Here is a 21,363-nt window from a genome sequence, read left to right as displayed (position 1 = left end):
GCGGCTGTTGGCCGTCGGCGGATTTTCTTACATTATTCACCCGCTAAAATGTCAGCAAACGCTTTTGCGTACTGCGGAAGATCGGGCGGACGGCGGCTTGAAACGAGATGTCCGTCTACAACAACCGCTTCATCAAACCATTCAGCCCCCGCATTTGTCATATCATCCTTAATACCCGGTGTGCTTGTTACTTTTTTACCTGACAATATTCCCGAGGAAATAAGCACCCAGCCTGCATGACATATCTGGCCGATTGGTTTTTCATTTTTATTCATCGTGCGAATGATCTCCAAAACCTCCGGATATCTTCTGAGTTTATCAGGAGCCCAGCCGCCTGGAACAAGCACCGCATCGTATTCATTCACATTAATGCTTTTGAAATCATAATCGGAAACAGCCGGAACACCGTATTTCCCTTTATATTGATGGTTCGCCTTTTCTCCTGCCAAATGGACGATTGCCCCTTCTTCTCTCAGCCGGTAAACAGGATACCAAAGCTCTAAATCTTCAAAATCATCACTGACGAAAGCGATGACCTTTTTCCCTTCAAGTCTCATATAGACAGCTCCTTTCTTTCCCCCAGTGTACGACATGATTCGCGGTTAAGGAAATAAAAGCTCTCACACTGTTTGGGACGGCTTCTGTCTTTTAAACAGAACTTCCCGTTCATATTGCTTTACTTCTTCCAGCCATGCCTCTTTTACCGGAACACCCATTTCTTCGCAGTAGTAATCCCAGATAGCGCCGAACGGGTACGTTTTGAACTCTTCGAATAAAGCCAGCCTTTCTGTGAAGCGCCCTTCTTCTTGTAATTGTTTTAAATGTCCGTTCGGTACAAGCATTGCATACAATAACGCTTTAATCATATTGCGCGTCCCGATTGTCCAAGCGGCGACTCGGTTAATGCTGGCATCAAAGAAATCGAGGCCGATCATGACGTTATCCAATGCCTCATTACGGACTATTTCAAGAGCAATTTCGCGCAGTTCATCGTCTAATGTGATGACATGGTCACTATCCCAGCGGACCGGGCGCGAGACGTGCAGGGCGAGCTTATCACTGTAAAGCAGAATTGCTGAGATTTTGTTTGACACCGCTTCTGTCGGATGAAAGTGGCCAGTATCGAGTAAGCACAGCTTATTATTTTTAAGCGCGTAGCCGAGATAAAATTCATGTGAGCCGACGACAAATGACTCTGAACCCAATCCGAATAATTTGCTCTCTACAGAGTCGAGATTGTGTTTCTCGCTGATGTTTTCCTTGAAGATTCGATCTAATGACTCTTTTAATCTTTTTCTCGGTGTCAGCCTGTCGCTTGGGATGTCTTTATAGCCGTCCGGTATCCAGATGTTCGTTAAACAAGGCGTTCCTAATTCTCTGCCAAAATACTCACCTATACGTCGGCACGCTATGCAGTGATTGATCCAAAATTCCCTGATCTCTATATCAGGGTGGGAGAGTGTAAGACCGTCGGCCGCTTTGGGGTGTGAAAATAATGTCGGATTAAAATCTAATCCAAGGCCGCGATCTTTTGCCCATCGCACCCATTTTTCAAAATGGCGGGGCAGCAGTTCATCTCGTTCGACAGCTTCCCCATTTGTTTCTGCATAAATGGCATGCAAGTTTACACGGTGTTTTCCCGGAATAAGAGAGAGTGCTTTCTCTAAATCTCTTCTTAATTCTTCAGGGGTATGCGCTTTTCCGGGGTGGTTTCCCGTCACGTCAATACCTCCGGAAAGTTCGCTCTTATTCGGTTCAAACCCTTCGATATCATCACCCTGCCAGCAATGGATTGAAATCGGGACTTGTTTTATTTTCTCTAAGACTTGTTCTACATTTATTCCCCATTTTTCGTATTCTTGTTTTGCTCTTTCAAAGTTCTCATTACTTGTCATCTCGGCTTCAATCCTTTCTCCACTAAAGATTACGACAAATGAAATACTTCCTGTAAGTCTTTTGAAACCGGGCTGTGGTCAGGATTTGTTTTCATTAACGGCGACATTGATTTCCACCATTTTTGACAAATCTCCGTTTCCGCCATCTTGCTCCACTTCTCTTCACTCTCTATTTCTAAATAAGCAAATAAACAGCCTGTTTGTTCGTTTAGAAAAATAGAATAATTATGTGCGCCATGAGCTTTCAGCGTTTCTGCCATCTCTGGCCAAATTTCGTCGTGACGTTTCTTGTATTCCTGATACTTATTTTGATGAACAAACATAATGCCTGCTTTTCTTTTCAAGATCATCACCGCTTTCATTATCTGAATTAACAGCGCTTACAAAACTGCCCGCTTAAATAATTGAATCATAGAATCCCGGTCTGTTTCCTGCGGAGTGAAGACTTTGATGTCAAAAGAGTTCTTTACCAACAGGCGTGCTTGTTTTAGGTCCTGTATTTCTTTTGATGCAATCATTTGCATAAGCAGGTTTCCGATTGCTGTGGCTTCCGCCGGTCCGGCATATACCATTTTGCCGCACATATCGGCTGTTAGCTGGTTAAGCAGATCATTGTGAGCGCCGCCGCCGACAATGTGAAGCTGCTGAATGGGTCTCCCTGTGATTTGTTCTAAGTCCTTGATGGCAATTGCATAAATGATGGCCAGATTGGTGTAGATGCAGCAGGCCAATTCACCCGCTGTTTGAGGAATCTTTTGGTGCGTTTCCCGGCAATAATCCTGTATTTCCTTTATCATGTTATCAGGATGTAGGAAACGATCATCGTTGAAGTTAACAAATTGCTGGAACGGCACTGTTTTTTGTGCTTCTTCTACTAACTGTGCAAAACTGTAATCTTCTTTTAATTGTTTTCTTACTTCTTGCAACACCCACATACCGATAATGTTTTTTAAGAATCGAATGGTCTTAAAAGCGCCCCATTCATTTGTATAGTTGTTATACATAGCCAGATCAGTGAGAATGGGCGTGGCGTTTTCCACACCGATTAACGACCACGTCCCGCTGCTGATATAGGCCCACTTATCAATTTCAGCGGGCGCCGCGATGACCGCTGAGGCGGTGTCATGGGAGGCTACGGTTATCACTTTGCATATCGGCAGATCAAAGGCGGGAAATCGTTCGTTTTTCAGCATGCCAAGTTCCTGTCCCGGTTCTATCAACGGTGCGAATTGCTCCTTCTTTACGGATATCGCATCAAGTAAGTCTTTATCGAATATTCTTTTTGAGGCATGTAAGAGCTGCGTGGTAGAAGCGTTGGTTGCTTCTGTTACACCGTTGCCGGTTAAGCAATAGCCTAAATAATCAGGCACCATTAAAATTCGGTCTGTTTTTTCCAAAACTGCATGGTCCTCTTCATATAACTGATAGATCGTGTTGAAGGGCAAAAATTGTATGCCTGTTTTCTGATAAATGGTTTCTTTGGAAATGGCAACAGTCAGTTTGTCAATCGTGCGTTCTGTTCTTTTATCCCGATATGAGACAACTTCTCGTAAGCGCTTTCCTTTTTGGTCTAATAAAACATAATCTACCGCCCACGTATCAATGCCGACGGTACAGTGTTCATAGCCAAGAGATTTTACTTTTTCCAGACCCTTTATGGTTTGCTCCAACAGATGGTCAATATCCCAGCAGCAAACCCCGTTATGGGACGTAAATCCGTTTGCGAATCTGTGAATTTCCTTTGTTAATAATTTGCTATTTTTTATTTCTCCTATCATTACTCTTCCACTCGACGCCCCTATATCTACCGCGGCATAGACCATCTGCTCTCCACTCTCCTTCAGAGAATCGGCCATTCATTTCTTTTTTTATGATTATTTTATTATACAAACAAAAACAATTCAACATTATATTCTTTCTTTATTTTTGTTTTACAGGAAATAAAAAGACAAACAAGCAAACGTTTGTCTTTTTTGTTTATGGGTGTACGGTTGTCACTTTTACTTTTTTCTCTTCAAGCGCTTTCGTGTATTCCGGATTGATCTTGGAATCGGTGATGATCCGGCTGATGTCATGAATACGCGCAATATGAGAAAATTCACGGCTGCCGAATTTACTTGAATCCGCCATCAGGATTGTCTGGTCTGACCGTTCAATCATCCGTTTCTTTAACAGCGCCTGCCATTCATTTGAGTCGCTCAATCCGCCGTTTATATCAAAGCCTTTACAGGAAAGAAATGTTTTATTTACATGATAGGTCTCAAGGGAACGTTCCGCTAAAGGCCCGACATATGATAAGGATTCAGACAGCAAAAATCCTCCCGTCGATATCACTTCAATTTTGTCTTTTTGACTGAGTTCAACCGCCGCTTTCATTGAATTCGTAATAACGGTCAGCTGAATATCGGGAAGTATTTTTGCCATATACCACGCAGTTGTACTTGCATCAAGAATGATTCGGTCTCCGCTTTCCACATATTCAGCGGCTTCACGGGCAATCGCTTTCTTTTCCGATACATTTGTGATTTCCCGTTCAGAAAAGTGAACCTCCGACTCCTGCTGCTGAATACTGACCGCGCCCCCATGGCTGCGGCTCAGCTTGTTTTCTTTTTCGAGTTTTTCAAGATCGCGCCGAATGGTTTCTTCGGTTACAGAGAATATATCACTCAATTCAGATACACGTATGCTTGAACGTAAATTGACTAATTCGACTATTTTTTGGTGTCGTTCGGCTACTAGCATTGGCAACGCCCTTCCTCTATTCTACGCTGTGCACAGCTTCATTCTGTGTTTTTGTCTTTATATCATAGCATATTTTCCCCTTGGTTCATTGCGTATTTTGTTAGCGTGTAAACGCCGCCGGAACGCCGCCGTCTACCGTAATCATGCAGCCCGTCGTTTTTTCCGCTTTAGAGGATGCTAAAAAAGCGATTGATTCCGCAATATCTTTTGGATAAATATTGACTAACAGGGTTGTGCGTTTTCGATAATGCTCCTCTAATTGATCTGGTTCAATGCCATACGCCGCGGCCCGTTCTTCCCGCCAACTCGACCCCCAGATCGCCGATCCTTGCAAAACGGCGTCAGGCAAAACCGAGTTGACCCGAATGCCATGTTCGCCTCCTTCAGCAGCGATACATCTTGCCAAATGCGTTTCAAGCGCTTTAACCGAGCTGTAGGCGGCTGCGTTTTTCCCTGCGTAAACAGAATTTTTTGATCCGACAAAGACCATATTTCCGCCGGCATTCTGCTGCTTCATTTGTTTGAATGCTTCACGTGCCACTAAGAAATAGCCTGTTCCCAGTACATTGATATTGAGATTCCATTCTTTTAACGTGGTTTCTTCAAGCGGACTTGAAGTGGCCAAACCTGCATTATTAACAATAATATCAACACCGCCGTATGTAAGCGCGGTTTGTTCGAAAGCCTGCTGTACCTCTTCTTCCTTTGTAACATCCATCTTCACGGCCATTGCGCTGCCTTCTCCGTATGTTTTGTTTATTTCCCCGGCAATTCTTTGAGCGCCCTCAACATTAAGATCAGCCACAACAACGTGCGCGCCTTCCGAAACGAAACGGCGGCAGGCAGCACTTCCGATTCCGCCTGCACCTCCCGTAACAAACGCCACTTTTCGTGAAAACTCAGCTTCTGCCGGTGCCAGAGTGAGTTTGTAAAGCTCAAGCGGCCAGTATTCGATATTGTAAGATTCATTTTCACTTAAAGAAACAAAACGTCCCAAAGCGGAAGAACCTTTCATCACCGCAATCGCCCGATGGTATAATGCGCCGCTTACTTTGGACATTTCCAGGCTTTTCCCTGTGTTTATCATACCAATGCCCGGAATTAATATGACTCTGGGCGCTGATTCAAAGCACTGGTCACCTTCCTGTTTATTGCGTTCGACATACGCTTTATATTCTGATTTAAAACGTGTGATGCCTGCTTTCACGTTTTTCAATAGTGCATCAATGTCTTGTTCTTGCGGATTCCAGTCCACATACAATGGAACGCGCTTTGTATGAACGAGGTGGTCCGGGCAGGCTGCGCCGATTTGTGAAAGCTCGAGTGCGTTTACACTGTTTACAAATCGCAGAACATCGTCTGCGTCATCGTATGAGAGTATCATTTTCTTTTCACTGCTTACCGCGCCGCGGATGACAGGCATGATCTTCGCTAAGATTTGTCTGCGTTCTTCGGCCTGGAGAGACTCGTATCTTTCTCCTCCAAAAGCGTTTTTTTCTTCAATTCGTTTGTTGATGTACCTCTCTGCTTCGTTAATAATAGAAATGGTTTTTTCATAGCTCTCTGCTGACGTATTTCCCCATGTGACTAGGCCGTGTTTTTCCATTAAAACCAGCTCAGCGTGCGGGTTGTTTGCCGCACCTTCGGCGATCATTTTTGACAAGGTGAACCCGGGGCGGACATATGGAACCCACACAAAACGGTTTCCGTATATGTCTTCGGCGATTTGTTTTCCATTATCTGCGCAGCAAATGCTGATGATGGCGTCTGGGTGTGTGTGGTCAATATGCTGATAAGGCAGGAATGCGTGCAGCAGCGTTTCAATAGACGGTCGGGGGTGTTTACTGTCTATCATACAATGAGCCAAGTACTCTACCATTTCCTCATCCGTCATTTCTTCTCTTTCGATTAATGGACGTATGTCTTCCAGTTTTAAACCGGTAAAGTTATGCGCTTTCATTGTTGCCAAGTCTGAGCCGCTGCCCTTTACCCACATGACTTCTATATCACGGCCTCTAAAATCCTTCTCATAGGTTTTTATAGACGTGTTCCCGCCGCCCCAGTTGCATACAGCGCGGTCTGAGCCGATCAGATTAGAACGGTACACCAATTCTTCGGCTCCCTGCGGCAATCGGGCAGCCCTTTGTTCTTCCCATAAATGCTTCACCATTTTGTTAACCTCCGTTTCTCTGTTTTTATTTCTCATTTTATTATATATAACTTTTGTTTGTTTTTGAATATTTTTATTTTTTGTTTTTATAAAAAAGAAAGCAGCATATCACTATGCCGCTCTCTTGTTAGGTTAAGATTCAATTTTAAATTTTTTCGTAATTTCTTGCAGTTCTTCAGCCATGTTGGCGAGAGTTTCGGCAGATGAGCTGATCTCTTCCATTGAGGCAAGCTGTTCTTCGGCTGAGGCCGCGATGTCCTGTATGCTTGCCGTGCTTTCTTTTGCAACCGCTGAGATGTCGTCTACAGCTGTTGACACTTCTTGTGATCCGGCTGACAGCTGTTCAACCGTTGCATTCATATTTTGCAATTCACCGGAAATTTGTGTCGTCATATCAAAGATTTTTTTGAAACTTGCTGCTGTTTGATCTGTAATGTTCAAGCCTTCTTTGACTTCATGATTGACTGATTGGAACATGGACAGCGATGTGCTGATTTCTCTTACAATCTCTTGGATAAGCGCTTCGATTTCCTTGGCTGAGCCTGCTGATTGAACCGCCAGTTTTCTTACTTCTTCCGCCACCACTGAGAAGCCGCGGCCGTATTCTCCGGCACGGGCCGCTTCGATAGCCGCATTTAGCGCCAGCAGATTTGTTTGATCTGCTATCCCGTTAATCACATTTAAAATACTTGTGATGTCTTTTGATTTTATCTCCAGCCCTTTTACCACGGCCTCCGCTTTCTGAACGGATTGATCTATCGTTTTCATTTGGCCGACTGTGTGCTCCACTAATGATTCTCCGCTTCCGGCCGTTTCAGAGGATTGAATGGAGGTCTCGGTAATTTTAGCGGAAGCCCGGGCAACTTCGGCGATGCCTGCATTCATTTCAGAAAGGTGTTCTGAGCTTGCTTCCATTTTCTCGCTTTGCGCTTCGTTTCCATTTGAGAACTGTTCGATAGCCAGTGTAATATGTTCGGTCGCCTTGCTTGTTTGTTCGGCGCTGGCCGTCAGTTCTTCTGATGAGGAGGCGACATTTTCAACTGATGTTTGAATGACGCCGATCACAGAGCGCAGTGATGCAGACATTTCGTTAAAGCTTTCACTGAGCTGGCCCAATTCGTTTTTCGATCGAATTTCGATGACTTCCGTTAAATCGCCTCCGCTGATTTTGGCAGATGTTGAGACAAGCTTTCTTAAAGGTTTTGATATGGCTCTGATAATGAAGAAAATTAAAATGCCGCCAATCATCAATGATGCACAAAAAATAATGAGCGCCATGTGTAATACCGGGCTTGACGCATCTTTAATTTCACTGACAAAGAAAGTGCCGGCAATTTTCCAGCCTGTCTGTTTATTTGTCGTAAAGGCCATTTTCTTTTCTTGCCCTTCGAAGGTATATTGGAATTCGCCTTCATTTTTCGAATATACTTCGTTCGTCCACGCTCCTGTACCTGCTGTACCCGGGTCAATCGTCGGATGGGCAATATATTTTTTATCGCCCGTTGTAATAAATGTGAATCCTTTGCGTCCGATTTGAATTCTTTCTGAGGCGGCAAGCAGTTCATCCAGATTTAAATCAAGCGCAACGATACCTGATCCGTCTTTTGTTTGCTGTGAAATGGTGATGACCGTCTTATCTGTTGCTGCATCGGTGTATGGTTCAGAGAAAACCACTTGCCCTTTTTTCTCAACGGCGTTTTTGAACCAATCCCGTGTTGTCGGGTCAAAGTCCTTCGGTACGCCGCCTTCAGGATATCTATATAATGTTTTGTCGTTTGAAGCTGTATAGATCGCTGACACATCGTCATTCAGCATGGTATATTGCTTGAATTCCTCGTTTAATAAAGATTTGTTCTTTCCATTAAATAAATCTGTGTTAATCAATTTACTGTAATAATCGAGAGCTTTTGTTTTGTCGTCCAGCTTATTTTGCAGAACGTTGTTCAACTCCTTGACGTTGCCCTTGGCACTGTGCATCAGTTCTCTGTCCAAAGAACTTCCTGCTGATTGATAGCTGAAATATGCTAATACCCCAATTGGCAAAATCAATATTGCCAGAAACGCAGCAATAAGGGGTTTGCTGATTGATGGTTGTTTGATCCATTTCATTAATTTTTTCATTCGTGGTGACTCCTTCTTTAAGATAAAACTATTATCGTCAGATAGGTCAAAAGGTTTAATTTAAAAACTAAAAAAAATGCCCGGGAATGTGCTCCCGGGTATTTTTATACGTTAACAGGCTTTATTCAATTGTGAATCGCTTCGTCATGTCTCTTAATTCTTCAGCCATTCGGGACAGTGTCTCCGCTGATGAGCTGATTTCTTCCATTGAGGCCAGTTGTTCCTCGGCAGATGCCGCGATATCTTGGATACCTGCTGAGCTTTCTTTAGCGATGGCCGCAATGTCTTCTGAGGCCCCTGATATTTCTTGGGAGCCCGCGGACAGCTGTTCGACTGTAGCGTTCATATTTTGCAATTCACCCGCAATTTGGTTTGTCATGTCAGAAATTTGTTTGAAGCTGGATTCTGTTTCGTTTGTAATCTCAAGTCCCGTCTTCACTTCGTGATTCACTGATTGGAACATGCCGAGTGATGTATTGATTTCTTTGACGATTTCTTTGATCAGGCCTTCGATTTCTTTTGCGGAATCAGCCGATTGAACCGCTAGTTTTCTCACTTCTTCCGCGACAACGGAGAAGCCCCGTCCGTATTCCCCGGCACGTGCCGCTTCGATGGCAGCGTTTAGTGCCAGCAGGTTGGTCTGATCTGCGATTCCGTTAATGACACGTAAAATGTTTGTAATGTCTTTCGATTTTGTTTCTAATCCTCTTACGACGTTTTCAGCTTCTTTTACAGATTGATCAATCATGTTCATTTGTCCGGCTGTTTTGTGAACCAGCTTTCCTCCGTTACTGGCTGCTTCAGTGGACTGAATGGATGATTCCGTAATGACGGAGGAGGCTTTTGCCATATCCGAGAGACCGTCATTCATTTGATAGATATGTTCAGCTGCTTCTTCAATTTTTTCACTTTGGCTTTCATTTCCGCTTGAAAATTGTTCAATCGCCATTGTGATATGTTCAGTCGCTTTGCTTGTCTGTTCAGCCGACGCCGTCAGCTCCTCAGAAGAAGACGCGACATTGTCGACAGAATCTTGGATGGCATGAATGAGCGAACGGAGTGATCCTGCCATATGATTAAAGCTGTTTCCTAAATCACCTAATTCATCCTTTGAACGGATGTCAATGGTTTCAGTGAGATCTCCCTCACTGATTCGTTTTGAAGAAACCACAAGTTTTTTCAGAGGGCCGGTAATTGAGCGGATGATGAGCGTCATTACAACAAGCCCCGCAGCAATGGCGGCCGTAAGAACGATTAACGCGAGATGAAGCACGGGTACAGCTGCCTCGTGAATTTCATCCTCATACATAGTTCCTGAGATTTTCCATCCGGTTAATGTATTTGTATCAAACACCATTTTTTTCTCTGAGCCTTCAAAAGCATATTGAAATTCGCCTTTTTTATTATCATAAAGCTGATCCACCCAATCGCCCTTTTGCTCGGTTCCCGGTGTTTGTTCAGGGTGGGCGACCACTTTTTTGTCTTTGCCCAGAATAAATCCGTAGCCTTCTTTCCCGATTTTCACTTTTTTCGTCGTTTCTAAAAGCTGGTCAATGGTCATATTAATGGCGACTACCCCTGACCCGTCTTTTGTCTGCTGGGCTATCGTCACCACCATTGTATCTGTGGAAGCTGTTTTATAAGGATCTGTAATCACCACTTTTCCTTTGCTTTCCACAGCTTTTTTGTACCAGTCCCGTTCGACCGGATTATAATCTCTCGGCATAGGGATGTCCGGATAACGTGTAAATGACCCGTTTTGATCACTTGTGTAAATAGATTCAACATCTTTGTTGAGACTGATATATTGTGCGAATTTGTCTTTTATTGAAGCTTTTTTGTCTTTGTACACTTTTTTATTCAGCCATTCGCTAAAGTAAGCAGCACTGTCTTCTTTTTCGCCGATATTGTCATTAATGATTTCATTCAGCTGCTGAACATTTTCTAATGCGCTGCCCATCATCTGCTTATCAAGCGAGCTCTTTGTGGATTGATAGGCGCTAAAGGCCAATATGGAAATTGGAATAATAAGAATGATCAAGAAAGACACAACCAGTTTTCTTGTAATGGATCGCTGTTTGATTAGATTGATTAGTTTTTTCATTTATTCATTTCTCCTTAACTAGGTTATCCTTCATATCGGCTCTATATGGGTAAATATATACACGTTAAAAGAGAAACTAGATAAAAAGAACTTTATACCTAAAGTTAAGTAGTAATATATACCTATTTAATGTGAAAAAGCACCCTTTTGATGGGGTGCTTTTCACGTTTCAGGCTCTATTTTATTTTAAAACGCTTTGTCAGCTCGCGAAGTTCTTCCGCCATTCCCGCTAATGTATTGGCTGATGAGCTGATTTCTTCCATTGAAGCAAGCTGTTCCTCCGCCGATGCTGCAATATCTTGAATACTTGCCGCACTTTCTTTTGAAATGGCTGAAATCTCCTCTGATGCTCCGGATATTTCTTGTGAGCCTGCGGAAAGCTGTTCGACTGTGGCGTTTATATTTTGCATTTCTCCCGCGATTTGATTTGTCTTTTCCGATATATCATTAAAGCTTGCTTTGGTTTGATTGGTTATGACAAGTCCTGCCCCCACCTCTTGATTGACGGATTGGAACATGCCAAGTGATGTATTGATTTCTTTAACAATATCATTAATCAAAGTTTCAATTTCCTTGGCTGAATCTGCCGATTGCACGGCAAGTTTTCTTACTTCTTCAGCTACTACGGAAAATCCCCGGCCGTATTCTCCCGCCCTCGCCGCTTCGATGGCCGCGTTTAAGGCAAGCAGATTGGTTTGATCCGCTATTCCATTAATGACACGCAAAATATTTGTAATATCTTTTGATTTAATCTCCAGGCCCTTCACTACCTGCTCAGCTTCTTTTACAGATTGGTCAATGGCAGTCATCTGGCCTGCCGTTTTTTGGACAAGCTGTTCTCCGGCTCCCGATATTTCAGTTGATTGAATGGAAGATTCCGTAATTACTGCTGTGGCGCGCGCCATGTCGTTCAGACCGTCTTTCATTTCGTTTATCTGTTCTGTTGTCGTTTCAATTTTGTCATTTTGCGCATCGCTGCCGTTTGAAAATCGTTCAATTGCCATTGTAATATGTTCAGTCGCTTTGCTTGTTTGATCAGCCGAAGCCGTCAGCTCTTCTGATGAAGCCGCTACATTTTCGACTGAGTCCTTAATGCCGTGAATCAGAGAACGGAGGGAGTGCAGCATGTCGTTGAAGCTTTGGCTTAACACTCCCAGTTCGTCTTTTGATCTAGCCTCTATTGTTTCAGTCAAATCGCCGCTGCTGATCTTTTTCGCCGATGTGACAAGGTGCCTTAATGGTTTTGTGATCGAACGGATAATAAAATAGATTGCGGTCACTCCGCATATGATTGCGATTCCGAGTACGATCCATGCTTTAATTAATACATCTCTTGCCGCCTGCTTAATTTCATCCGCATACATCGTTCCACTGATTTTCCAGCCCGTTGTATCACTCGTTTCAAAAGCCATTTTTTTCGCCTTATTATCGTGCTTGTATTCGAAGTCGCCGTTTTTCTCATTAAAAAGTTTATCAACCCACTTCCCTTTTAATTCAGTTCCTGCTTTTTCACCGGAATAGGCGATGACTTTTTTATTTGCACTTAAAATAAAGGCGTATCCTTCCTCTCCGATATTAATTGCTTTTGCTGTTTTGACCAGACCGTCTATTTTCATATCAACAGCAACTACCCCTGAACCGTCTTTTGTCTGCCTGGCGATGGTGACGACCATTTTTCCCGTCGAGATGGATTCATATGGCTCACTGATAATCGCTTCTCCTTTATGTGCAACCGCTTCTTTATACCAATCTCGTTCAAGGGAATTAAAATCATCCGGCATGTCTGCTTTCGGATAGCGGGTGAATGTTCCGTCATTGCTGCTTGAAAATACAGCTTCAACCTCGTCATTCATCTGAATAAATTGTTCAAATTCTTGGTAAAGCTTTTTTTGGTTCTTTCCTTTTAATTTCTCGGCGGTTACGTCTTTGCTGAAAAATTCCGTGTATTTTTTATTGCTGTTAACTTTTTCATCGATTATTTTATCCAATATTGCGACATTTTCCTTCGCGCTTAGCACCATCTGTTTTTCAAGCGATGAGACCGACGATTTATAAGCGCTTGTTGCGAGTACAGCGATTGGAAGAATCAAGATTAATAAAAATGAAATAATGAGCCTTCTGCCAATAGATGATTTTCGCACCGTGGTGATTGTTTTTTTCATTTGCTGGATACCTCTTTCAATAATTTACATATTATATCGGATGATATTCCTTATAATTACATTGTAAAAGAAGGTAAAAATGAAAAATAGTTCTAAATACTCTGTAATAAAAGGGTCTTTATTCTCAATTTTATTGACTATATAAAAAACAGCACCTCCCATCTCGGGAAAGTGCTGTTTTTTCTTATGATTCTATTTTAAAGCGTTTTGTTAAATCACGCAGTTCTTCTGCCATCTGCGCTAACGTATTCGCTGAGGAACTGATCTCTTCCATCGACGCGAGCTGCTCTTCGGCTGATGCCGCGATGTCCTGAATGCTTGCTGAACTTTCTCTTGATACGTCCGCGATGTCACTGACTGCTGCCGTGACGTGCTGTGAGTTGTCAGAAAGCTGTTCCGCTGTGGTATTCATCGTTTGCAGTTTGCCGGCTATTTCATTTGTCATGCCGAATATGTTTTGGAAGCTTTCTTTTGTGTCGTCTGTAATGCTAAGCCCGGATTGGACTTCTTGATTCACCGCTTTAAACATATGCAATGATTTTTCAATCTCTGAAACGATTTCTTGAATCAGTTTTTCTATTTCTTTTGAAGAGTCGGCTGACTGGACAGCAAGCTTGCGCACTTCCTCCGCCACAACCGAGAAGCCCCGGCCATACTCTCCGGCTCTTGCAGCTTCAATTGCCGCATTTAACGCAAGCAGATTCGTCTGATCGGCAATGCTGTTTATGACTCTCAAAATGTTTGTGATATCCTTTGATTTTCCTTCCAGTCCTTTTACCACAGATTCAGCCTGCTGCACTGACTCATTTATGGAATTCATTTGGCCGACGGTTTGCTGGACAAGCTGTTCTCCGGTTCCCGCAATTTCTGTGGACTGCAAAGAAGCTTCTGTAACGGCTGATGTGGTTTGGGTCATATGGTACAGACCGTCATTCATCATACTAAGCTGCTTGGAGCTTGACTCGACTTTTTCGCTTTGATCTTCATTGCCGTTCGAAAATTGTTCAATCGCCATCGTAATATGCTCAGTCGCTTTGCTTGTTTGCGAAGCGGACGCTGTAAGCTGTTCAGATGATGCCGCGACATTGTCGACAGAATCTTGAATGGCGCTGATCAAGGAACGTAAAGATTTTCCCATCTCGTTAAAGCTATCGCCGAGCTCGCCTAATTCATCCTTCGATTGGATTTGAACCGTTTCAGTCAAATCGCCGCTGCTGATTTTTTGAGACGACTGTACGAGGCGTTTTAACGGTCTTGTGATTGAGCCGACAATGAAAATGATCAGGATTCCGCCAATGAGAATGGAAGCGGCAAGTACGATCATGCCCATATTAAGCACCGGCTGTGAAGCCTCTTCGATTTCACTTTTATACATTGTTCCGGCTATTTTCCAGCCTGTCAGTTTATTCGTCGTAAAGGCCATTTTTTTATCTTCATTTTTCATGCTGTATTGTACTTGCCCGCTGTCATTATCATACATGTCGGATACCCAGTCGCCGGACAGCTTTTCACCTGGTTTATGGTCTTGATGGGCCACATATGTTTTATTTTTAGTTGCGATGAAGACATAGCCTTTTTTCCCGATCTTGATTTGTTTCATCTGTGCAAGAAGCTGATCTATCGTAATATCCATAGCGATAACGCCTGAACCGTCTTTTAATTTTTGCGCGATCGTAATGACCATGCTTCCGTCATTGGCTGCTATATAAGGGTCAGTCACGATAAGTGTGCCGCCGGCCTTTACCGCGTCCTTGTACCAGGGACGTTCCCTCGGGTCATAGCCGTCCGGCACTTTTTCTGTCGGGGCTTGTACATAAGCTCCGTCTTCCGCTCCTCCGTAAATTCTGGCGACATCTTCATTAATGGAGGTATATTGCAAGAATTTCTCCTCAAGCTGCTGTTGATTTTTCCCTTCAAATGATTTGGCTTTCAGCAGTTCACTGAAATAAGAAACCGCCTTCGCCTTGCCGTCTAAATTATTTGTAATGGTCGTATCGAATGTGTTGACATTATTTTTTGCGTTTCCCATGATTTCCTGATCGAGCGTGCCGCTTGCCGTGCGATATGAACTCCATTCTAAAATGAGAATCGGGATGATTAGGATGATGCAAAAGGAAATAATTAATTTCTTTGATATGGACGGACGTCTAAGCCAATTAATAAATGTCTTCATGTATTGTTGCTCCTTCGGGGTTAGATACATTATATATCGGCTGCTTTAAAAAGTTTTATAATATCAAGATCATCTTTTTTACAGTTATCTCACTTTTGGGCCTCTCCGAAAAGAGTTTTCATTGCCCAAGCTTGATGCATATCTTATAAAAAAGCTTAGGGGGGCTTTAGATGATTATTGTATCAGGACAATGGCTCCGTCCCCAGGATACGGCAAACTGGAAGATTGAAGAGGGTCTGCATCCGCTGCTAAACGAGATGATCGCTTCACCCATTCAGTTTGATTACAATTCTGTCGCTGAACTTATTTTTGAACTAAATATACGAAAAAACATCGTGGCATCTGCCAGAGCGCTGCATCAAAGCGGCGCGAAATTCGCTACCTTCGTCAAAACGTATGGGAATACGGCATTCTGGAGAGTTTCGCCTGAAGGGGCTTTAGAGCTGAAATACAAAATGCCGCCTTCAAAGGCTATTCGGGATATTTTTGAACACGGGTCATTTTACGCGTTTGAATGTGCGACCGCTATCGTCGTAATTTATTATATGGCCGTGCTTAAAACCATCGGCGATGACCGGTTTGATTTGAACTTCCAGAGAATAACTCTTTATGATTGGCACTATGAAAAGCTGCCGATTTACACGGAAGCCGGCCGCGAGTTTGTAATAGGAGATTGTTTATATTTTAATAATCCGGACTTTAATCCGCAAAAATCGCAGTGGAGAGGGGAAAATGTCATTTTATTAGAAAAGGATCAGTACTTCGCCCACGGCCTTGGCATTTTGAGCGGTGAAAAAATCATTGAAAAGCTGAATTCCTACAGAAAAAAAGATGCCGTACAGTCCGCTTATCTTCTTGCACAAGCGACAAGACTGGACATTCCATCTCTCTATCGTACGATGCATTAAAAAAATCCCATCGTCTATCGGGATGACGATGGGATTTGTAATGCTTTTCTTATTCTGTAGAACGGGACTGTGCCAAGATACTGATTTGCGGCCCACTCCATCTTTTCAAGGTCATGCCTTGTGACGATCGGATCGCGTCCGCTCCATCTGATCAAACGGACAAAATAATAACCTTTGATCGGCGCCATGATTACTTTAGAATGAGGCCAGCCTTCAAATACAAATTGTATTTCTCCTCTTTTTTTATACGAATACTGAAGGATATTCATTAGCAGTCACCTCCGTTGATTCGCCTTAGGTTTTAGCAGAGCTGGTCTAATAAGGTTTTCACATCTGTCGCAGTTTGCAGGCCTCCTGCTGATTGTCCGGCCCACAGGGATATATGCCCGGAATCTTGCTGAGCGGCCGCGTTTTGGCGCATCGGCTTTGTTAAAGTGTTCTGAATAGGATAAGGCAATGTGTCAGCCTCTTTTGACTGTTTTTGCTTCATCCACTCATTGACGATCCCCCTTGCCGGTTTTCCTGAAAACAATGAGGTCAGCCGAGTATCCGTGCCCTGAGCGGCAAGCAGTTCCCGTTTGTATATTCTTGATGCTTCGCTTTCTGCACACATAAGAAATGCGGTCCCGACCTGAACTCCTTGAGCGCCGAGAATTTCAGCCGCCTTTACTCCACGGCTGTCAAAAACCCCTCCGGCCGCGATGACAGGAACGTTAACGGCATCAGCCGCCTGCGGAATGAACGCCATTAAGCCCAGAGAGGATTCACCTTTTGCCGGCAGAAAGGTCCCGCGATGTCCGCCCGCTTCGGTTCCTTGCAGCACGATCATATCCATTCCCCGTTCTTCAAGGGCAACAGCTTCTTCTATTGATGTGGCCGTGCCAATGAGATAGCAGCCATTGTCCTTTAGCAGCCGCACCGTGGCAGCGGGCGGCATCCCAAATGTGAATGAGCATGCTTTTACCTTGTACTTGATGATAAGCATTATTTTTTCAAAAAAATCTTCCCAATCCTGCTCCTCAGTGGTCATCGGCGGAGCCTGTTCTGCCAGCGGTATGCTGGTTTTCCATTTCTCCAGTACCTTTTCGTCCGGTGTTTCTCTCGATTCAGGGACAAATACATTCACCTGAAAAGAGCGGCTTGTTAACGCCTGCATCTCAGCTATTTGCTTTTCCAGGACTTGCGGGCTGAGGTAGCCTGACGCAAGGCTTCCAAGCGCTCCTTCACGAGAGACGGCGGCGGCAAGACGAGGCGTGACAAGCCCGCCGGCCATCGGAGCCTGTATGACAGGCTTTGTCAGTGATAAAATATTCATCCATTCCTTCATGGGCAAAGCCTCCTGTTTATCCCGTTATTTTGATATAGCACGTCCGGGTTCTTGGGCCATCGAATTCGCAAAAATAAATGCCTTGCCATGTACCGAGCAGCAAGCGGCCGTTTTCGATGATGACATGCTGGGAAGCCCCGACTGTACTTGATTTCAAATGGGCTGCCGTATTTCCTTCCATATGGCGGTCAAGTTCGTGTTCCCACGGATATACCTCATTGAATCTTCTAAGCATGTCTTTTTTTACATCAGGATCGGCATTTTCATTTATCGTAATGCCGGCTGTCGTATGAGGGCAGTAGATTAGCGCCGTGCCGCTTTTCACTCCGGTTTCTTGCAGAAATGCTTCAGCTTCATGAGTGATATCAAGCATTTCATCCCGTTTTTCCGTGTTAATCTGCAATTGTTTCAGCATGTTTTCTCCCCTTTCACTTCTATCTACTTGATTATTCGTTCTATCTTCTTTTTTTCCTGTAAATTTGCGGTCATAAACTTAAATCACAAAAAAACTCCAGTATGAAACTGGAGCCTGGCTACCATACGTATATTCTTGTCTCGTAAGGTTGTAAGAGGATTGAGGTGGTATGCTGATGATGTTTTGTCTCGATGTTCGATAAGACAAGCGAATCTGAGCTTAACGGATAGGCGGGATGTCTGTATAGAGCGGGTGTCTTCGTCAGGTTTGTCAGGATAAGCGCGGTTTGCCGATCGCTCTTTCGCAAATAAGCAAAGATTTGTTTATCTTCCGGCAGAAGCAATTGGTACAAACCGTAAATAAATACATCATGTTTTCGTCGAAGTGCGATTAGATTTTTATAAAAATGATAAACGGATGCTTTATCCTTCATTTGTGATTTAGCATTCAGCCATGTGTAATTGTCATTGATGCCGATCCACGGGGGAGCATCCGAAAATCCTGCGTACTTGCTTTCATTCCATTGCATCGGAGTTCTTGAGTTATCTCTTCCCTTTTTCCAGATCACCTTCATCACTTCTTTATGAGGAACCCCTTTGGCCGTCTCCATATCGTATAACCGTTTCATCGCCACGTCATCGTAATCTTCAATTAAAGGAAAGGCCACATTTGTCATGCCGATTTCTTGTCCCTGATAGATAAACGGGGTGCCTTTCATCAAAAAGTACATAGCGGCGAGAGCTTTTGCGCTTTCAGTTACATAGGTTTGATCGTCTCCCCATGCGGAGACCGAGCGGGGCTGATCGTGATTCTCCATAAAGAGAGCGTTCCAGCCTACGCCTTCCAAACTGTTTTGCCATTTAGACAAAATCCTTTTCAACTCCGCGACATCAATGCGCTCATCTGCGTCAATATCCCACAAACCAAGGTGTTCAAATTGAAAAATCATATCAAAAATTCCGGATTTTCCTCCGGCCCAATCCGCTGCTTCGTCCGCCGTAACGCCGTTAGCCTCTCCGACTGTCACGATCGGATAGCGGGAAAACGTTTCTCTTTTCAGTTCTCTTAAAAAATCCATGATCCCTTCCACGTTCATATGGTACGGAAAAGAAGGGACATATGGAAGAGCCTCGGGATTCGGCAGATCGGGAAGCCCTTTCTTTTTCTTGATATGAGAAATGGCGTCCACCCGAAATCCGTCAATTCCTTTGTCCAGCCACCAATTCACCATTTCAAAAACGGCAAACCGCATGTTTTGGTTTTCCCAATTCAGATCCGGCTGTTTTTTGTCAAACAGATGGAGATAGTATTGGTCTGTCGTTTGATCGTACTGCCAGGCTGATCCGCTGAAAATGCTTTCCCAGTTGTTCGGTTCTTTGCCGTTTTTTCCATCTTTCCAGATGTACCAGTCCCTTTTTTCGGAGTCTAAGGCCGAGCGTGACTCAATGAACCACGGATGCTCATCACTCGTATGGTTGACCACAAGGTCGATAATCAGCTTCATGCCAAGCTCGTGTATTTCATTAAGCAGGCTATCAAGATCATCCATGGTTCCAAACTCAGTTAAAATCTTTTTGTAATCCCTTATATCATATCCGTTATCTGCATTGGGCGAGTCAAAGACCGGACATATCCAGATGACATCCGCCCCCAAGTCTTTTATGTAAGGCAGCATTGATTTGATCCCGTTGATATCGCCGATTCCATCTCCATTCGAATCCTTGAAGCTGCGGGGATAGATTTGGTATACCACCGCTTCTTTCCACCAAGCCTTTTCCATGAAACCACTCCTTACTCATAGTGCGGTCTTTATATGATATGGAGAAAAAAGGCTAAGAAGCATTCTTTTTTCAGAAAAAAAGTCTCTCGCTATTTGCAAGAGACTGAAAATAAAAATGTTATTTGACTTAAACATCTCTATTTTGAGAAATTGACTGCTGCCTCCGAAGATTTCTGTCCCGAATGCTTCGTTACCTCGCTGAAAACAGCCGCATTGCGTAATATGCGACTGTTTTCACCTTAAAAATCTGTTTTTTTAATTTCTACAAACCGGATGTGATGATCTTCAGCATCAAGAACTTTAAATTCGCACCCTTCCGTATAAAACACATCGCCGTTTTTCAGTTCCATTTTTTGTGTCAGAAGCCAGCCCGCAATTGTGTCAATCTCCTCATTTTCAATCGCGATATCAAGCAGCTCGTTTACTTCGTCTATTAAAGCCTTGCCATCCATAATATAATGGTGCTCGCCTTTTTTCACGATGTGCGGCATTTCATCCTGATCATATTCATCCCGAATCTCTCCGACGATTTCTTCTAATATATCCTCGACGGTGACAAGCCCTGCGGTTCCTCCGTATTCATCGACAAGAATCGCCATATGAATCCGTTCTTTCTGCATACGGATCAGCAGCTCTTGAACAGGAATGCTTTCAATGACTCTGATAACAGGCCGCGTTAATTGGCTCAGTTTAATCGACTGTCCGAGAAAAAATGCTTTAAACGTGTCTTTACTGTTTATAATGCCGATAATATGGTCTTTATCTTCTTTTATCACGGGATAACGCGTATATCGTTCGTTTATAATTGAATGAATCGCTTCATCAATGGTTTGATCAATTGAAATCGTTGCCATTTCCGTTCTCGGTATCATAATTTCCCTGGCCACGCGATTATCAAATTCAAATATTTTATTGACGTACCGGAATTCAGATTGGTTGATTTCACCCTTTTTATAGCTTTCTGAAAGGATCAGCCTCAATTCTTCCTCACTGATCGCCACCTCATGCTCCTTCACCGAATGGAAGCCGAACAGCTTAACTAAAAAACGCGCGGACCCGTTTAACGCTTTAATAAACGGATACATCACTTTGTAAAACACTATAAGCGGTTTGGCTGTCCACAGGCTGACAGCCTCCGCTTTTTGAATGGAGATGGTCTTCGGAGCCAGCTCGCCAATCACGACGTGCAAAAATGTAATGACGATAAATGACGCAATAAATGTCACGATATGAGTGATAGATCCAGGCATTCCGATAAGCGCAAACACAGGGTGAAGGATCCGTTCGACAGTCGGTTCTCCGAGCCACCCAAGTCCGAGAGCCGTTATCGTAATGCCGAGCTGGCAGGCGGATAAATATTCGTCAAGATTCGAAATGACTTTATGCGCCGCAATCGCCCGGCTGTCGCCGCTCTCCACAAGCTGGCTGATTTTCGATCCGCGTATTTTCACAATCGCAAATTCAGCTGCGACGAAAATAGCGGTTAAGCCGATTAATAAAATAATCAGAGCGATATTTAATATAAGCAAAAAAAGCCCTTACCACAAATGGTAAGGGGCCACCTCC

16 protein-coding genes and 1 pseudogene are annotated in these 21,363 nt (G+C 43.6%); 1 reads left to right on the top strand and 16 read right to left on the bottom strand.

The window, feature by feature from the left end; translation table 11 throughout:
• Window positions 1-32: 32 nt before the first annotated feature.
• The 11 genes and pseudogenes from GXP75_RS10410 to GXP75_RS10365 all read right to left on the bottom strand — a co-directional run bounded on the left by GXP75_RS10410 (window position 33) and on the right by GXP75_RS10365 (window position 15,367).
• The gene (locus GXP75_RS10410) at window positions 33-557 is read right to left on the bottom strand and encodes a type 1 glutamine amidotransferase domain-containing protein (RefSeq protein WP_061570511.1); all 525 of its coding nucleotides are present in this window, start codon (window positions 555-557) and stop codon (window positions 33-35) included.
• A 63-nt stretch (window positions 558-620) separates the two neighbouring features.
• Window positions 621-1,895, bottom strand: coding sequence for an L-rhamnose isomerase (rhaA, locus tag GXP75_RS10405; RefSeq protein ID WP_242556734.1), 1,275 nt, complete (start codon window positions 1,893-1,895; stop codon window positions 621-623).
• Between the two features lie 29 nt (window positions 1,896-1,924).
• Window positions 1,925-2,239, bottom strand: coding sequence for an L-rhamnose mutarotase (gene rhaM / locus GXP75_RS10400; RefSeq protein ID WP_242556733.1), 315 nt, complete (start codon window positions 2,237-2,239; stop codon window positions 1,925-1,927).
• A 36-nt stretch (window positions 2,240-2,275) separates the two neighbouring features.
• The gene (rhaB, locus tag GXP75_RS10395) at window positions 2,276-3,718 is read right to left on the bottom strand and encodes a rhamnulokinase (protein WP_242556767.1); all 1,443 of its coding nucleotides are present in this window, start codon (window positions 3,716-3,718) and stop codon (window positions 2,276-2,278) included.
• Between the two features lie 154 nt (window positions 3,719-3,872).
• Window positions 3,873-4,637, bottom strand: coding sequence for a DeoR/GlpR family DNA-binding transcription regulator (locus GXP75_RS10390; RefSeq protein ID WP_242556766.1), 765 nt, complete (start codon window positions 4,635-4,637; stop codon window positions 3,873-3,875).
• A gap of 100 nt (window positions 4,638-4,737) precedes the next feature.
• The gene (locus GXP75_RS10385; protein WP_242556732.1) at window positions 4,738-6,807 is read right to left on the bottom strand and encodes a bifunctional aldolase/short-chain dehydrogenase; all 2,070 of its coding nucleotides are present in this window, start codon (window positions 6,805-6,807) and stop codon (window positions 4,738-4,740) included.
• 132 nt (window positions 6,808-6,939) lie between these two features.
• Window positions 6,940-8,928 (bottom strand): methyl-accepting chemotaxis protein, encoded by a 1,989-nt coding sequence (locus GXP75_RS10380; RefSeq protein WP_242556731.1) that lies wholly within the window; start codon window positions 8,926-8,928, stop codon window positions 6,940-6,942.
• A 121-nt stretch (window positions 8,929-9,049) separates the two neighbouring features.
• Window positions 9,050-11,032, bottom strand: coding sequence for a methyl-accepting chemotaxis protein (locus GXP75_RS10375; protein ID WP_106045467.1), 1,983 nt, complete (start codon window positions 11,030-11,032; stop codon window positions 9,050-9,052).
• A 176-nt stretch (window positions 11,033-11,208) separates the two neighbouring features.
• The gene (locus GXP75_RS21615; protein WP_396022457.1) at window positions 11,209-12,036 is read right to left on the bottom strand and encodes a methyl-accepting chemotaxis protein; all 828 of its coding nucleotides are present in this window, start codon (window positions 12,034-12,036) and stop codon (window positions 11,209-11,211) included.
• Window positions 12,037-12,153: 117 nt separating this feature from the next.
• Window positions 12,154-13,053: pseudogene (locus GXP75_RS21610) on the bottom strand (cache domain-containing protein); the annotation flags it as partial.
• Between the two features lie 325 nt (window positions 13,054-13,378).
• A complete protein-coding gene (locus tag GXP75_RS10365) occupies window positions 13,379-15,367 on the bottom strand; it encodes a HAMP domain-containing methyl-accepting chemotaxis protein (RefSeq protein ID WP_242556729.1) in 1,989 nt (662 codons plus the stop codon).
• Window positions 15,368-15,537: 170 nt separating this feature from the next.
• On the opposite strand from GXP75_RS10365, the gene GXP75_RS10360 reads away from it, so the two are divergent.
• Window positions 15,538-16,275, top strand: a complete 738-nt coding sequence (locus tag GXP75_RS10360; protein ID WP_061570520.1) for a protein-glutamine gamma-glutamyltransferase — start codon at window positions 15,538-15,540, stop codon at window positions 16,273-16,275.
• 14 nt (window positions 16,276-16,289) lie between these two features.
• On the opposite strand, the gene GXP75_RS10355 is transcribed toward GXP75_RS10360, so the two are convergent.
• From GXP75_RS10355 to GXP75_RS10335, 5 genes are all read right to left on the bottom strand, one after another.
• A complete protein-coding gene (locus tag GXP75_RS10355) occupies window positions 16,290-16,544 on the bottom strand; it encodes a hypothetical protein (protein ID WP_242556728.1) in 255 nt (84 codons plus the stop codon).
• A gap of 32 nt (window positions 16,545-16,576) precedes the next feature.
• Window positions 16,577-17,602 (bottom strand): nitronate monooxygenase, encoded by a 1,026-nt coding sequence (locus GXP75_RS10350; RefSeq protein WP_242556727.1) that lies wholly within the window; start codon window positions 17,600-17,602, stop codon window positions 16,577-16,579.
• Between the two features lie 16 nt (window positions 17,603-17,618).
• Window positions 17,619-18,017 carry a secondary thiamine-phosphate synthase enzyme YjbQ gene (locus tag GXP75_RS10345; protein WP_061570522.1) on the bottom strand — a complete coding sequence of 133 codons (399 nt, stop codon included), beginning with the start codon at window positions 18,015-18,017 and terminating at the stop codon, window positions 17,619-17,621.
• 118 nt (window positions 18,018-18,135) lie between these two features.
• Window positions 18,136-19,797, bottom strand: coding sequence for a glycoside hydrolase family 13 protein (locus GXP75_RS10340; protein WP_242556726.1), 1,662 nt, complete (start codon window positions 19,795-19,797; stop codon window positions 18,136-18,138).
• Between the two features lie 239 nt (window positions 19,798-20,036).
• Entirely contained in the window at window positions 20,037-21,326 is a 1,290-nt protein-coding gene (locus GXP75_RS10335) for a hemolysin family protein (protein WP_003327200.1), read from the bottom strand.
• Window positions 21,327-21,363: the final 37 nt, after the last annotated feature.

Source organism: Bacillus sp. HU-1818 (genome assembly GCF_022695965.1).
GTDB classification, from domain to species: Bacteria; Bacillota; Bacilli; order Bacillales; family Bacillaceae; genus Bacillus; species Bacillus atrophaeus.
The sequence above is the reverse complement of the archived record's forward strand: the minus strand, read 5'-3'. Positions and strand labels throughout refer to the sequence as shown.